This window comes from Bradyrhizobium sp. B117 (assembly GCF_038969555.1).
In the GTDB taxonomy this organism is placed as follows: domain Bacteria; phylum Pseudomonadota; class Alphaproteobacteria; order Rhizobiales; family Xanthobacteraceae; genus Bradyrhizobium.
The window spans coordinates 8,331,922-8,345,215 of record NZ_CP152414.1 but is presented as its reverse complement, the minus strand read 5'-3'; the positions used below and the strand labels follow the sequence as shown (position 1 = coordinate 8,345,215).

The window sequence follows — 13,294 nt, the reverse complement described above, 5'->3', positions numbered from 1 at the left end:
GCTGTTCAGACAACCGGGACCACCTCAATGCGCGTACGATTTCTCGTCAGGAACTTATGTGATCAGAATCCTTAGTGTCTGATACACGAATTGTGAGATTATCGAGACTGCAGCCTAGAAAATTACGAGTAATCCGGGCCGAGTTACTCAGACCTTGAATAATCGGCCTAAGGCCCCCACCCAGCTATCCCTCTGCTAACGCGCGATACAGCCGGCATGAGGTGGAGGTGGGAACGATGGCAAATGCCATGCTTGATGCCAGCTTGATGCCAGGAAGGTGGTTCCTGTCGTTGCGTCGCGGGACCACCGAAGAACGTCTGCGGCGACGCTGGACCGGCGAGGAGAAGACCCGGATCGTGGAGGAGAGAGCTTTGAGGAAGATGTAAACATCTCGATCGAGCTGAGTGGGGCACGCATCGGGATCGAGCCGCGTGTGGAACTGGCAACGCTTTCGACGGTACTGCCCAGCTTCGGAGTATCCGGTGATTGCACTGGGATCTGATCTCAAAGTGGTTCTGGCGGTACAGCCGGTCGACTTTCGCAAGTCGGTATACACGCTGTCGGTGCTGGTGAGGAAAGCACTGCGCGCGAACCCGTATTGCGGCGACGTCTTCGTGCACTGGCGCGGCACCACTTCCCGCGTGCGCGTCACGTCCTCGCCGAGCTTGAGCAGGCGATTGCTGCCGCAGCATTCGCAAGCCGTCGGACCATCGATCACCACCTGCTCCCGGGGAGGTGCTCGGGGAAAATCAGGCGCTCGGCGCGCTTGCGGGTAAATCCGCGCACCGTCGTCGTCTTGGCCACAGCCTGTTCCGCCGCCAACTCGTCCTCGGTGGCGTCGGCTTGCAGCTCCTCTAACGTCATCGCCAACTGCTCAATCAGCCGCGCCGAACGTTCCGACCGTTGCCCATAGATCTGATGCTTCAGCTTGGCGGTCTGCAACTTCTGCTGCGCAATCAGTGCCTCGTCTTCCGACGCTTTCGCATGGGCGACCGCGAGCTCGGCGGCGATCTCCAACCCTTCGCGCGCTCGACCGCGAGCGCCGCTTTTAGGGCGGCAACATCATCCGGAACAGCGTCGCGATCCGCATCCATGGGACGCGTGAATCACAGATTGAATGCGTTGGGACTCCCCAAATGCCGGCAACTAGGAGATTTTCCTGGATCAGCCCGCGCTCTGCGGCCGCCAGCTCAGTTGGGGATTCCGCCAGTCGATGCCCTCGAGCATGTAAGCCATTTGCGCTGCCAAGATCGACACCGCGCCGTCCGACGCCGCGGGCCAGATGAACTTGCCGCGATCCAGGCGCTTGGCATAGAGCGACATGCCCAACCAGTCATGCCAGAGAATCTTGACCAGATCGCCGCGGCGGCTCCGGAAGATATAGAGATCGCCGGCATGGGGATCGCGCTTCAAGCTTTCCTGAACCGCAAGCGCCAAGCTTTGCATGCCCCGACGCATGTCGGTGTGGCCAGTCGCGATCCAGACCCTGACGCCGCTCGGGACCGGGATCATTGTCGTCGCAGGAGCTCAAGAACCCGCTGCAGCGCCTCGCCGTCGACGTCCTGGTCAACGGTAACCGGCGTGACGCCCCCACCTAGCCATCCCTCGGCTTGCGCGCGATACAGCCTGGCATGAGCGGTACGTTGGAGGTGGAACGATGGCAAATGCCATGCTTGATGCCAGGCAGGAAGGCGATTCCTATCGTCGCGTCGAGGTCATCACTGGGGAGCGCCGACGGAGGCGGTGGACGGGCGAGGAGAAGGCCCGGATCGCAGCGGAGAGCTTTGAGGAAGGTCCGAACATCTCCGAGGTGGCGCGGCGCAATGGCGTTTCCCGCGGGCTGCTCACGGTGTGGCGACGCCAGGTTGCGGCGGCGGTGGCCGGCAAGGCGCCGAGCTTCGTGCCGATCCAAATTGGTGCCGAGAGTGGCGGCGGGGCGGCTGGCGAGCCCGGGTGTATTTCGTCGGCACAGGCGAGGCCCTTGGAGATCGCCGCGCCGCCGACCAAGGCCTGCGGGGTGATCGAGATCGAGGTGAGTGGGGCGCGCATCCGGGCCGAGTCAGGCGTGGAGCTGGCGACGCTTTCGACGGTGCTGTCGGCGCTTCGGGACATCCGTTGATTGCGCTGCGGTCCGACCTCAAGGTGGTGCTGGCGGCACGGCCGGTCGATTTCCGCGAGTCGGTGCACACGCTGTCGGCGCTAGTGAGTGAAGCGCTGCGCGCGAACCCGTACTGCGGCGACGTCTTCGTGTTCCGCAGCAAACGCATGGACAGAGTGAAGCTTCTGGCGTGGGACGGCAGCGGCATGGTGCTGATGACCAAGTGGCTGCACCAAGGGCGTTTCACCTGGCCGCCGATCCGCGACCGCGTGGTGCATCTGACTGCGACGCAGCTCGCGATGCTGCTCGACGGACTTGAGTGGACGCGCGTCTCACCCAAGCCTCTGAAGCAGCCGGCCGTTGTCGGCTGAGAGAAGAGGATTTCGCTGGAGCCTGTGGCGCGCGGATGTATGGTCCGTTCATGGCGATTCGCCCGGACGTTCTCCCGACTGATCCAGCCGCTCTAACCGAGATGGTGCTCGCGCTCGACGCCGAGAACGAGAAGCTGCGTGTTGCGATGCAGACGCTCAAGGAGCTGATCTTCGGGAAGCGCTCGGAGCGGCTTGCCGCGCTCGTGGCCGAGCGACTCGCGCTTGATCTTGACGATCTTGAGACCGGCGCCACCCCGCCTGCGGCTGCCAACGACGATGCGCCTGCGGCGAAGCCGTCTGATAAGCCACGCAAGAAGGCGCGCCGCAACATCGGCGCGCTGCCCAAGCATCTGCCGCGCTGTGAGCAGTTCCTGGAGCCGGAGGTGACGGCCTGCCCGTGCTGCCAGGGCCAGCTTCACAAGATCGGCGAGGACGTCAGCGAGGTGTTGGACGTGATCCCGGCGATCCTGCGCGTGCTGCGCACGATCCGTCCCAAATACGGCTGCCGCGGCTGCACTGATAGCGTGGTCCAGGCGAAAGTGCTGCCGCGCCTGATTGAAGGCGGCATGGCGTCGACGGCCCTCGTGACCCACGTGGTGGTCTCGAAGTTCGCCTGGTATTTGCCGCTGTACCGGCAGATTCAGATCCTGGCCGGCCAGGGCGTCCATCTTGACCGGTCGACGCTTGCCGGCTGGGTCAAGCGTGCGGCCTGGTGGCTCAAGAGCCTCTATGAGCTCCAGCTGCGCACAATCCAGGCCGCGCCGCGCGTGTTCTGCGACGAGACCCCGATGCCGGTGCTCGATCCCGGACGACATCGCACTCGCATCTGCCAGTTCTGGGCACATGCCATGGATGACCGGCCATGGGGCGGGCCCTCGCCGCCGGCGGTTGCCTACGTGTTCGCGGCCGGCCGCGGCACGGAGCAGATCGCCGGACAATTGACGGACTTTTCCGGCATTCTGCAGGTGGACGGTTATGCTGCCTACAAGGCGCTGGCCCGCCGTCATGGCGGCGCGATCCAGCTCGCCTTTTGTCTCGCCCATGCCCGACGCAAATTCGTCGAGGTCTACAAGACGATGCAGTCGCCATTCGCGCGTGAGGTGATCGAACGCCTGCAGTCGGTCTATGCCATCGAGGCGGAGATCCGCGGCAGTAGTGCGGAGCAGCGGCTGGCCGCCCGCCGCACCAGGAGCGCAACGTTGATGGCGGCGCTCAATGAGCGACTGACCGAGATGGTCGGCCAGCTGTTCTCCCAATCGAAGCTGACAGAGGCGATCAACTATGCGCTCAATCACTGGGACGGACTGACGCTGTTTCTCCGCGACGGCCGCGTCGAGGTCGACTCCAACACAGTCGAGCGTTCCATGCGCCCGATTGCCATGGGAAGACGCAACTCCTTGTTCAGCGGCAGCGAAGGCGGCGCCGAGAGCTGGGCCATCCTGGCGTCTCGTGAACACCGCAAAGCTCCATGAGCTCGATCCGCAGGCCTATCTGACCGACGCGCTGGAGCGCATCGTCTCCGGGCGAACCAAGAGCCATCAACTGCACGAGCTGCTCGCCTGGCACTGGGGTCAACGCGAACACGACAGCCATCGCCAAGCTCGATCTCGATGATTCCGGCCCTTGCGCGCTGCGCGGCGGTGAGGCGCCAGTCGTGGCGTGTCGCTCGAGATCGGAGCCGCCACCGGTGTGATCTCGACAGGAACGAGAGCTGGCACCACATCACCGCCCAGTCGCCCTGGCGTGCCTGCCGACGCCATGTGAACAGCAGGCTGTGAGCCACCCCGTGCCGGCGCGCCACCCCGCAGACTGTCTCGCCAGCCTGCAACGTCTCTTCGACAAGGCAAACCTTCTCGTCGTAACTCCATCGCCGACGAGGCTCGGCGCCCAACACATTGACCTGCATTCGCCACGTGACCTTAAAAGCTAGACTTAAGGTCAAATCCTCGGGCCGCATCTCAAACTACGCAAGCCGGTCGCCGCCGGCTTTCGATTACCCACATCTCGTGCGTAGGATTTGCATCGGTTGAATCGCCTGTGATTCTGTTTGTGACGCCGATTCGCGGAGGCGTCACAGATGAGCGGAGACACGGGAGCCGGTGCTGCAGGCTGGCATGACGACGAAGTCGTTCGGCAGGGCTGCCGGACAAGCGATTGGCGCGCCGATTTGGCCGCCTGCTTGATCAGATGTCGACGGCACCTGGCCAACCGGTCCCGGCCGCGTGCGGCGACTGGGCGGCGACGAAGGCGGCCTATAGCTTCTTCGATAATCAGCGCGTTACCGAGCATGGGATGCTGGCCGGCCATTTTGCCGCGACCGCCATGCGCTGCGCGGCGAGCGAAGGACCGATCCTCATTCTGCAGGATACCACCGAGTTCATCTACAGCCGTGCGCAGTCGGGTAAGATCGGCTTCACCAAGACCATCAACGCCGGACGCTACAAGGCGGGTCAGCCCAACGTGGTGACTTTGTGCGGAGTGCTAATGCATTCCAGCCTGGCCGTAACCCTCGGCGGCACGCCGCTCGGGCTGACGCCAGCGAAGTTCTGGACACGCACGAAGTTCAAGGGGACCTGGACGCTCAAGCGGCATGTGAACCCCACGCGGGTACGATCGAGACGAAGGAAAGCTATCGCTGGCTGGAGAACCTGCGCCAGTCGATGGCGCTCGTGGGCACGCCGGAACGCTGCGTGCATGTGGCCGACCGCGACAGCGACATCTACGAGCTCTTTTGCCTGGCGCAGGATCTCGGCACGCGCTTTCTCTTGCGAGTGCAGACCAACCGATTGGCCAGCGCGCCCGCCGACGCAGAGCCACGGGATGGAGCTCATCGGGTCTTCGCCCAGCTCTCGGCCACGCCTTGGGCGGGACGCCATTACGTCGCGATCGGACAGGATGAGACGGCGTGCGTGCACGTGAAGTTCGCCGCAATACAAACCTTGCCGCCGTTAGGCAAGCAGAAGCGATACAGTCCTCAGCTTCCCACCTACATTCACGCCCTTGAGATCGACCCGCCTGCGGGCCGTCCTCCGATCGACGGGAAGCTGGTGACCAATCTGCCGGTCGGAGATTTCACCATGGCCATCGAGAAGCTCGAATGGTACGCCTTGCGCTGGAAAGCAGAGGTGTTTCACAAGGTAATGAAGTCTGGCTGCCGCGCCGAAGAAACGAGGCTTGAGACCGCCGAGCGGCTGACCAAGTTCCTCGCCCTCATCGCGATGGTCAGCTGGCGCATCTTCTTCCTCACCATGTCCGCACGAGTGAAGCCCGACACTGCGCCGAAGACGAGTCCTCACCTCAACCGAAATCGCGACGCTCGATGCCATCAACGCGGCGCGGTCCAAGCCGCGCATCTTGCGCAAGACCCTCACTACCTACTTGCTCCAGATTGCCATGCTGGGCGGCTACCTCGCGCGCAACCACGATCCGCCGCCAGCAAACATGGTGGTGTGGCGAGGCCTAACACGCCTCAACGACATCGCCTTCGGCCTCTCAATCAGAACTCGTCGACGATGTGGGTAATTGAAAGCGCCGCCGGAGGAATACTGCCCGACAGTCGCAGGCCGGCGACAAAGGTCGTCGTCTTCCAATGGCCGTGCGGGATGGAAGCGCGTAGCCGCTCGCCGAGAGGCGTGCGCCCACGGGTACGCGCCATATTGGTCGTCGATGAAGATGAGCCTTCGGGGTCGAAGGCGAGCTGGCCGCCGGCCCAATCCTCCCGCTTCTTCACGACGTCCGGCCGTTCCTGCTCGGCAGCGTGCGCGGTCTTTTTTTGAGCGTGATCTTCCGGCGCTGGAAGAAGCGCGACAAGGCGGAGACGCTGAAGACAATCCAGCGGTGGCGAGCACCGCCTTCAGTTCCTCCAGTGTGCTGTCAGGATTGGCCGCAATCAGCGCGAGGATACGGTTGGCCTGAGCTTCAATCGCCCGCGAACGCCGATCCCCCTTGCGGCTTCGCCGTTACCTTGCCCGTCTTTCGCGCCTGCGTCACCCAGCGGATCGCGCTCGACGCGCCCACGCGAAAGTGCGCCGCCGCTCGACGCGACATACCGCCATCAACAGCGGCGACTACGCGATTACAAAGATCGGCCGAATTGGATATCGGCATGCCCACCGGCCTCCTTCGCCGGCGGACAGCTTGAATCAGAACCAGCCTGATTTGGGAATCCCAAACGATTCAATCTGATCGAGACCCGCTCCAGCCGAACGTGGGACCGGCAGTGGCTTGGTGTGAGCGAACGCATCACCGACACCTGCACCCCTACAGAATTCACAAACTGCCTCACCGCCGCGGGCCAATTCGCAATGATGATCGGCCTTCGCCGTAGCGCGACTGACCTGCGCAGAATTTCACCTGTCCAAGCGCCAAATTGATGAAAATCGGCTCAGTCAGCTGTTAATTTCCTGTCAACAACAAGTGACTTCTGGCGGTCCTGGAGGGCGCGGAGTCAAACCGCAGGTGGGGAATAGTCATTTGGAGAACCGGAGAGGCCACGCAAGCATTTGAGCGTGGATCTCGATAGTGCATGCAGGAAAGCTGCAACGGGCACTGCGTGGGCGCCAGGGCGCTCGGGAGGGAATAGGGGCATGCCGGGCACGAACGATGCCTTTGTAAAATTTTTAGGCGTTCAGAAAACATACGACGGCGAAACGGTGGTCGTTAAGAATCTCGACTTGGACATCGCCAGAGGTGAGTTTCTGACGATGCTGGGGCCCTCGGGCTCCGGAAAAACGACAACCCTAATGATGCTTGCGGGTTTCGAGGTTCCTACCCACGGCTCAATCCGCCTGGAGGGGCGCTCGATTGGGAACATGCCCCCGCACAAGCGCGACATCGGCATGGTGTTTCAGAGCTACGCTCTGTTTCCGCATATGACTGTGGAGGAGAACCTCGCTTTCCCGCTCAAGGTCCGCAAGTTCAGCAAGACCGAGATCGAGGCCAAGATTAGGAGGGCGCTCGACATGGTCCGGCTGGGCTCCTACGGCAAGCGCCGGCCCGCTCAGTTATCTGGAGGCCAGCAGCAGCGTATCGCGCTTGCCCGTGCCCTCGTTTTCGATCCAAAGCTCGTGCTTATGGACGAGCCGCTCGGCGCGCTCGATAAGCATCTGCGAGAGCAGATGCAGCTCGAAATCAAACGTATCCACGAGGATCTCGGCGTCACCGTAATCTATGTGACGCATGATCAGAGCGAGGCGCTGACCATGTCGGACCGTATAGCGGTGTTCAATGACGGCGTCATTCAGCAGCTCGCCGCGCCCGCCGATCTGTACGAGCGACCGCAGAACGCCTTCGTCGCTCAGTTCATCGGCGAGAACAACCGGATGCACGGCAAGGTCGTGGCGATGAATGGCGCGACCTGCAAGGTGGAGATAGCGGGTGCGGGCAGCGTGCAGGCGCTGGCAATCAACGTTGAGGCGGTCGGTCGGCTTACCGAATTGTCGTTGCGACCGGAGCGAGTGAAGCTAAATCCGATGCCGGGCTCGCTGCCCAATGTCTTCAGCGCGCGGGTCGCGGACGTGATCTATCTAGGCGACCACGTGCGTGCCCGTATCTCGGTCTGCGGCCACGATGATTTTGTGATCAAGCTGCCGAATTCGGAAGGGGTGACGCAGGTTGAGCCCGGCGCGGCCATCACTATCGGCTGGAAAACGGAGGATTGTCGAGCGCTCGACGCGCCGTAACGATCACAGCGGACCAACTCTGCAGCAACGCCGCTTCCATGCTGGGGCGGCATATCAGGAGCATACAATGAGAAAGTCATTGATCATCGCCAGCGCGCTGACCATCACCGGCCTGGCAGCGGCCATGCTTGTTCCGACGAAACCGGCCTTCGCGGCCGATCTGACGATCGTCTCCTATGGCGGCGCTGCACAGGCGGCCGCACGCAAGACCATTTACGAGCCCTTTTCGAAGGTCACCGGAATCACGTTCTCCGAAGATGAGTACAACGGCGAGATCGCGAAGATCCGCGCCATGGTCCAATCCGGCACTGTGAGCTGGGACGTCGTCGAGATCGGCGAGCAGAGCGCGCTGTCAATGTGCGCCGAGGATATCATTGAGACGATCGACTGGAGAAAGCTGAGTATCGGTCGAGACAAGTTCATAGGGGGCAACGCACCGGATTGCGGGGTGCCGACCTTCTCCGGTTCCACGATTATTGCGTTTGACAAGGACAAGCTGGCGAACGGTCCGAAGATCATCGCCGACCTGTTCGACACAAGGAAATTCCCCGGCAAGCGCGGACTGGCAAAAAGGCCTTGGGACAATCTCGAATGGGCGCTGATCGCCGACGGCGTGGCAATCAACGACGTCTACAAGGTCCTCAGGACATCCCAGGGCGTCGACCGCGCCTTTGAGAAGCTCGACACAATCAAGAAGGATGTTGTCTGGTGGGTGGCTGGCGCCCAGCCTCCGCAACTCCTGGCCGACGGTCAGGTCGTCATGACCTCATCATATAACGGCCGCATCGCCGATGCTAACAAGAACTCTGGCAAGCACTTCGCGATCGTGTGGGATGCCCAGGCGTTCAGCAGGACTGTCTGGATTATTCCCAAGGGCAGTGCGCATCGAGAGAACGCCTACAAGTTTCTCGATTTCGCCAGCTCACCCCAGGTGCAGGCCAATTTACCAAACTATATCTCTTACGGGCCCACCAACAAGGAGGCGATGGCGCTGGTCAATCCGGCGAGTCTTGCCAATCTTCCGACCGCGCCGGAGAACATGGGCAATACACTGTTTAGCGATGCCGCCTTCTGGAGCGAAAGAAGAGACGAGCTCACCCAGCGCTTTACTGCGTGGCTCGCGAAGTAAGAACATAACTGGGAATGGGCGGTTCGGCTTCCACCGTCTAGCCGTCGCGCGTGAGCATGACTGAGGTCATCATCCGCGATGAAATTGCACACTTGTCTCGTTACGGCAGGCGTCAGTCTGCTGTTTGTGCACAAACAAGTAAAAGCAGTAGTCGCCGCGAACGGAGTTCTTTCTCCTCGCCGGCTTTAATGGGCTAAGTGAAGGAGGGATGTCGATGGCGACATTGGCCGTACGAATCGTCGACAGTACTGACAGCACTCCGCTCCGGATCAAGCTGCAGCGCGTCGAGCGCCGGCGCAGGCTGAGCGCGTTTATCCTCGTCCTGCCGCTCTTGCTGTTGATCCTACTGGCCTTTGTCCTGCCGATCGGCCGGATGATGCTCAACGCGATTCATGACGATACGCTGCCGGCGCTGATGCCACAAACCATGGCAGCGCTAAGCCGTTGGGACGGCAAGAACCTGCCTGACGAGAGCGTCTATGCCGCTCTCGTCGGAGACCTCAAACAGGCATGGGCCCACAAGACCGCGGGTGCAATCGGCAAGCGGATCAACTATGAGCTGCCCGGCGCCAGCAGTCAGGTGATGTGGAGCGCCCGCAAGGCGAGCACCCTTTCCGCCGGCCCCTACAAAGCGGGCCTGATCGGGATCAATCCGCTTTGGGGTCAGCACGACGTTTGGAGTCTGCTGGAGCGCGGACGTTCATCCTATACGGCCCTCTACCTGCTGCGTTCAGTCGATTACCAGTATGGCCCCGACAGTCAGATCGTCTCTTCGCCGCCCGAGAACGCGATCTTCCGCGACATCTTCCTGCGCACGATTGGTATCAGCATCGGCGTGACCGCCGCGACCCTGCTGCTCGGCTTCCCGGTGGCCTATCTCCTTGCGACACTGCCACCCAGGATCAGCAATCCGCTGATGATCATGGTGGTGCTGCCGCTCTGGACCTCGGTACTGGTGCGCACGACCGCCTGGGTTGTGCTCCTGCAGCAGCACGGTGTCATCAACGAAGCGATGATGGGGCTACATATCATATCGCATCCGGCCGAGCTCATCTTCAACCGAGTCGGGGCCATTGTAGTAATGACTCATATCCAGCTACCCTTCACGCTGCTGCCGATCTACGGTGTGATGAAGCCGATTTCGCCGAGTCTTGTCCGCGCCGCCCGGTCGCTCGGCGCTGGGCCCTTCTACGCCTTCTGGAAGGTCTACTTCCCGCAAACCCTGCCGGGCATCGCGGCCGGCTGCCTTCTGACCTTCATTCTATGCCTCGGCTACTACATCACCCCCGCGCTTGTTGGAGGGCCTGCCGACCAAATGATCAGCTATTTTGTCGCGCACTACACGAACGAGGAGCTCAACTGGGGTATGGCTTCGGCCCTTGGCGCTATCCTTCTTACCACAACGCTACTGCTCTACTATGTCTTCAACAAACTGGTCGGCGTCGACCGGATCAAGATGGGATAAGCATGATGGCCGCTTGCGTCTATGCGTCTCCGATGGAGAAGGGCTGGTACTACCTGCACCGGTGCATCTGCGGGGCGGTGCTGCTCTTTCTCATCGCGCCGATCCTAATCATCGTCCCGCTCTCATTCAACTCCGTGCCATTTTTCACCTATCCGATGGCGGGGCTGTCGCTGCGCTGGTACGAGGAGTTCTTCTTCACCGACCGTTGGCAGGGCGCGCTGCATAACTCGATCTTCGTCGCCGTATCTGTCACTCTGCTGTCAACGGTTCTGGGCACGCTAGCGGCGCTCGGACTAAGCCGCCCGAACTTCCCCTGGCGCGCGGCTGTCATGGGCGTACTGATTTCTCCCCTCGTCGTTCCTATCGTAATCACTGCGGTCGGGGTGTATTTCTTCTATGCCGAGGTCGGGCTGCTCAACACCTATGCCGGGCTCATCATGGCGCACGTCACGCTGGCAACGCCCTTTATCGTGATCACCGTGACGGCGACCCTGATGGGTTTCGACCATACACTGGCCCGCGCAGCAGCTGGGCTGGGTGCGCCGCCGATCACAGTCTTCCTCAAGGTCACCCTGCCGCTTATACTTCCGGGCATGATCTCCGGGTCGCTTTTCGCCTTCCTCACTTCCTTCGATGAGACGGTGGTCGCTCTTTTTGTCGCTGGCCCAGCGCAGCGCACTTTGCCGAAGGTCCTGTTCTCCGGGATCCGCGAGGAGATCAGTCCGACTATTATCGCCGCTGCCACCGTTCTGATTCTGTTTTCCATCGCCATGCTGACCAGCGTCGAGCTGCTGCGGCGGCGTTCCGAACGCCTGCGCGGCATCTGAAGGAAATCAGATGTCTCTGATCCGACGCGCCGAAAACCTTTGGGAGTTTCGCGATACTTGCAACGTCTACGTTCTGAAAAGTGGCGCGGATTGCCTGCTGATCGATACTGGATCCGGCGCTGTTATGCAGCATCTTTCGCTATCGGTATCGAGCGAGTCGACTGGGTTCTACACACCCATCACCACAGGGATCAGTGCTGGGGAACGTCCATTGTTCAGGAGACCGGCGCAAAAATTGCCGTGCCGGAGTACGAACGTCACCTGTTCGACAATGTCGAGGCACTCTGGCAGGCGGGGGGGATCTACGACAACTCAACGACAGCAACACGTTCTTCTCGCTAGGGACAAATCTTCCTGTCGATGCCGTCCTCGAAGACTATGGCACGTTTGTCTGGAAGGAGTTTACGTTCCGTGTCGTGCCGGCCAAGGGTCACACATACGGCATGGTCTGCCTTATCGCGGACGTGGATGGCAACAGGGTCGCCTTTACAGGCGATCTAATGACAAGCGGCGGCAAACTCTATCAACTTCATGCGATGAAGTATAGCTATGGCGATCTTCTGGGTGTTGAATTCACGATGCAATCAATCCTGGCCTTGAAGAAGGAAAACGTCGAGGTCGGCTATCCATCGCATGGGAAGCTTATCACTGAGGTCAAGGCGGATATTGGAAGACTAGAATCAAGTCTCGAGACACTCGCTAGCATAGGTAGACTTCTTACGTCGGGCCGGAGTATCGGCTTCAAAGACTGGCAGACTATTCGCGAGAGCCGACTGCAGCCAATGACGGAGCACTTGCTCTGGGCCGGACCGTATACCTGCTCTAATTTTTACATTGTGCTGAGTGGCAGCGGTCACGCGATGCTGATCGACTGCGGATTAACCTCTGTAGGGCATCTTCATTTCGGCAACTATCACGACGGCCTGCAAGCTCTGCGCTTCATCGAACATCATATCGATCAGCTGCGCGACGACTATGGAGTGCAGCACATTGAACTCGTCGTTCCCACGCACATTCATAACGACCATATCTGCGGAATACCGTTCCTTCAGCGACACTTCGGCACCCAGTGCTGGGCTCTTGATTGTGTCGCCGCGGTCATTGCCAATCCTGCCGCATGGGCGAGTACACCGTGCTGCTTCCACAAGCCCATCGACGTGCAACGGATTTTGCTGGATGGTGAGGCATTTCAGTGGAGAGGAGTCGACTTCGAGATTCATTGCGCGCCAAGTCAAAGCGAATACCACGCTATGATTCTCGGTCACATCGATGGCAAGCGGATCGTGTTTGGGGCGACAACTTGGTTCTCTTCAATCCCGAGGCCGACGGAATTGAGCGCGACATCGCGATGCAGACTACGGTGATGCGCAACAGCTTTCAGTCGGAGATGCACCGCCGCTGCGCGAAGGTGATCGGGGCGATGAAGCCTGATCTCGTATGCCCCGGACACGGAGAACTCATTGCTATGGATCAGTCGCGGGTCGTCGAGTACACGGACTACATCGAACGCAAGGAGGCTGCTTTCCGCAATATCGTGGGTGAACCCGCAAACCAGTTCATTGATCTATTCTGGGCGCGAATGCTGCCATACCTTTCCGAGACCCTTCCGAACAGTGAGGTCGTTTACACGATTAAGCTTCGCAACAATTTCGAGCACACGACTGTCTACAGCGCTGCCTTCTGCCGTCGTTAGGTTGGACAACGCATCGGGAGTGGGAACACA

Annotated in this window: 12 protein-coding genes and 3 pseudogenes; 10 read left to right on the top strand and 5 right to left on the bottom strand. The window is 60.7% G+C overall.

What is annotated here, in order from left to right; all coding sequences use genetic code 11:
* Positions 1 to 619: 619 nt before the first annotated feature.
* Both AAFG16_RS40045 and tnpB (AAFG16_RS40040) read right to left on the bottom strand, forming a co-directional pair.
* Positions 620 to 1,094 (bottom strand): annotated as a pseudogene (locus AAFG16_RS40045) (IS66 family transposase); the annotation flags it as partial.
* 70 nt (positions 1,095 to 1,164) lie between these two features.
* A complete protein-coding gene (gene tnpB, locus AAFG16_RS40040) occupies positions 1,165 to 1,446 on the bottom strand; it encodes an IS66 family insertion sequence element accessory protein TnpB (protein WP_342741051.1) in 282 nt (93 codons plus the stop codon).
* Positions 1,447 to 1,657: 211 nt separating this feature from the next.
* Between tnpB (AAFG16_RS40040) and AAFG16_RS40035 the strand changes: the two genes are divergently transcribed.
* The 4 genes and pseudogenes from AAFG16_RS40035 to AAFG16_RS40020 all read left to right on the top strand — a co-directional run bounded on the left by AAFG16_RS40035 (position 1,658) and on the right by AAFG16_RS40020 (position 5,388).
* A complete protein-coding gene (locus tag AAFG16_RS40035; protein ID WP_342734253.1) occupies positions 1,658 to 2,119 on the top strand; it encodes a transposase in 462 nt (153 codons plus the stop codon).
* Positions 2,116 to 2,469 (top strand): IS66 family insertion sequence element accessory protein TnpB, encoded by a 354-nt coding sequence (tnpB, locus tag AAFG16_RS40030; RefSeq protein ID WP_342734251.1) that lies wholly within the window; start codon positions 2,116 to 2,118, stop codon positions 2,467 to 2,469. Before AAFG16_RS40035 ends, tnpB (AAFG16_RS40030) begins: the two co-directional genes overlap by 4 nt.
* Before the next feature lie 50 nt (positions 2,470 to 2,519).
* A pseudogene (locus AAFG16_RS40025) lies at positions 2,520 to 4,083 on the top strand (IS66 family transposase).
* A gap of 573 nt (positions 4,084 to 4,656) precedes the next feature.
* Complete coding sequence (locus AAFG16_RS40020) at positions 4,657 to 5,388, top strand: transposase DNA-binding-containing protein (RefSeq protein ID WP_342741050.1); 732 nt, start codon at positions 4,657 to 4,659, stop codon at positions 5,386 to 5,388.
* 29 nt (positions 5,389 to 5,417) lie between these two features.
* Here the strand turns inward: AAFG16_RS40020 and AAFG16_RS40015 are convergent, their stop codons facing one another.
* The 3 genes and pseudogenes from AAFG16_RS40015 to AAFG16_RS40005 all read right to left on the bottom strand — a co-directional run bounded on the left by AAFG16_RS40015 (position 5,418) and on the right by AAFG16_RS40005 (position 6,576).
* A complete protein-coding gene (locus AAFG16_RS40015) occupies positions 5,418 to 5,831 on the bottom strand; it encodes a hypothetical protein (protein ID WP_342734249.1) in 414 nt (137 codons plus the stop codon).
* A gap of 185 nt (positions 5,832 to 6,016) precedes the next feature.
* Positions 6,017 to 6,244 (bottom strand): annotated as a pseudogene (locus AAFG16_RS40010) (IS630 family transposase); the annotation flags it as partial.
* A gap of 143 nt (positions 6,245 to 6,387) precedes the next feature.
* Complete coding sequence (locus AAFG16_RS40005) at positions 6,388 to 6,576, bottom strand: hypothetical protein (protein WP_342734247.1); 189 nt, start codon at positions 6,574 to 6,576, stop codon at positions 6,388 to 6,390.
* Between the two features lie 479 nt (positions 6,577 to 7,055).
* On the opposite strand from AAFG16_RS40005, the gene AAFG16_RS40000 reads away from it, so the two are divergent.
* The 6 genes from AAFG16_RS40000 to AAFG16_RS39975 all read left to right on the top strand — a co-directional run bounded on the left by AAFG16_RS40000 (position 7,056) and on the right by AAFG16_RS39975 (position 13,264).
* The gene (locus AAFG16_RS40000; protein ID WP_342734245.1) at positions 7,056 to 8,150 is read left to right on the top strand and encodes an ABC transporter ATP-binding protein; all 1,095 of its coding nucleotides are present in this window, start codon (positions 7,056 to 7,058) and stop codon (positions 8,148 to 8,150) included.
* A gap of 67 nt (positions 8,151 to 8,217) precedes the next feature.
* Positions 8,218 to 9,279, top strand: a complete 1,062-nt coding sequence (locus AAFG16_RS39995) for an ABC transporter substrate-binding protein (RefSeq protein WP_342734243.1) — start codon at positions 8,218 to 8,220, stop codon at positions 9,277 to 9,279.
* Positions 9,280 to 9,493: 214 nt separating this feature from the next.
* On the top strand, positions 9,494 to 10,744 hold the full coding sequence (locus AAFG16_RS39990) for an ABC transporter permease (RefSeq protein ID WP_342734241.1): 1,251 nt from the start codon (positions 9,494 to 9,496) through the stop codon (positions 10,742 to 10,744).
* 5 nt (positions 10,745 to 10,749) lie between these two features.
* Complete coding sequence (locus tag AAFG16_RS39985; RefSeq protein WP_342734239.1) at positions 10,750 to 11,571, top strand: ABC transporter permease; 822 nt, start codon at positions 10,750 to 10,752, stop codon at positions 11,569 to 11,571.
* Between the two features lie 416 nt (positions 11,572 to 11,987).
* On the top strand, positions 11,988 to 12,935 hold the full coding sequence (locus AAFG16_RS39980; protein ID WP_342734237.1) for an MBL fold metallo-hydrolase: 948 nt from the start codon (positions 11,988 to 11,990) through the stop codon (positions 12,933 to 12,935).
* Positions 12,872 to 13,264, top strand: coding sequence for a hypothetical protein (locus tag AAFG16_RS39975; RefSeq protein ID WP_342734235.1), 393 nt, complete (start codon positions 12,872 to 12,874; stop codon positions 13,262 to 13,264). The genes AAFG16_RS39980 and AAFG16_RS39975 overlap by 64 nt, the downstream gene beginning before the upstream one ends.
* The last annotated feature ends 30 nt before the right edge of the window (positions 13,265 to 13,294 follow it).

Bases quoted from the DNA above. Each gene is read 5' to 3' on its own strand.
- AAFG16_RS39995 (WP_342734243.1), top strand. From the start codon at position 8,218: ATGAGAAAGTCATTGATCATCGCCAGCGCGCTGACCATCACCGGCCTG.
- AAFG16_RS40020 (WP_342741050.1), top strand. From the start codon at position 4,657: ATGTCGACGGCACCTGGCCAACCGGTCCCGGCCGCGTGCGGCGACTGG.
- AAFG16_RS39990 (WP_342734241.1), top strand. From the start codon at position 9,494: ATGGCGACATTGGCCGTACGAATCGTCGACAGTACTGACAGCACTCCG.
- AAFG16_RS39985 (WP_342734239.1), top strand. From the start codon at position 10,750: ATGGCCGCTTGCGTCTATGCGTCTCCGATGGAGAAGGGCTGGTACTAC.
- AAFG16_RS40035 (WP_342734253.1), top strand. From the start codon at position 1,658: ATGGCAAATGCCATGCTTGATGCCAGGCAGGAAGGCGATTCCTATCGT.
- AAFG16_RS40005 (WP_342734247.1), bottom strand. From the start codon at position 6,576: ATGCCGATATCCAATTCGGCCGATCTTTGTAATCGCGTAGTCGCCGCT.
- AAFG16_RS40000 (WP_342734245.1), top strand. From the start codon at position 7,056: ATGCCGGGCACGAACGATGCCTTTGTAAAATTTTTAGGCGTTCAGAAA.
- tnpB (WP_342741051.1), bottom strand. From the start codon at position 1,446: ATGCAAAGCTTGGCGCTTGCGGTTCAGGAAAGCTTGAAGCGCGATCCC.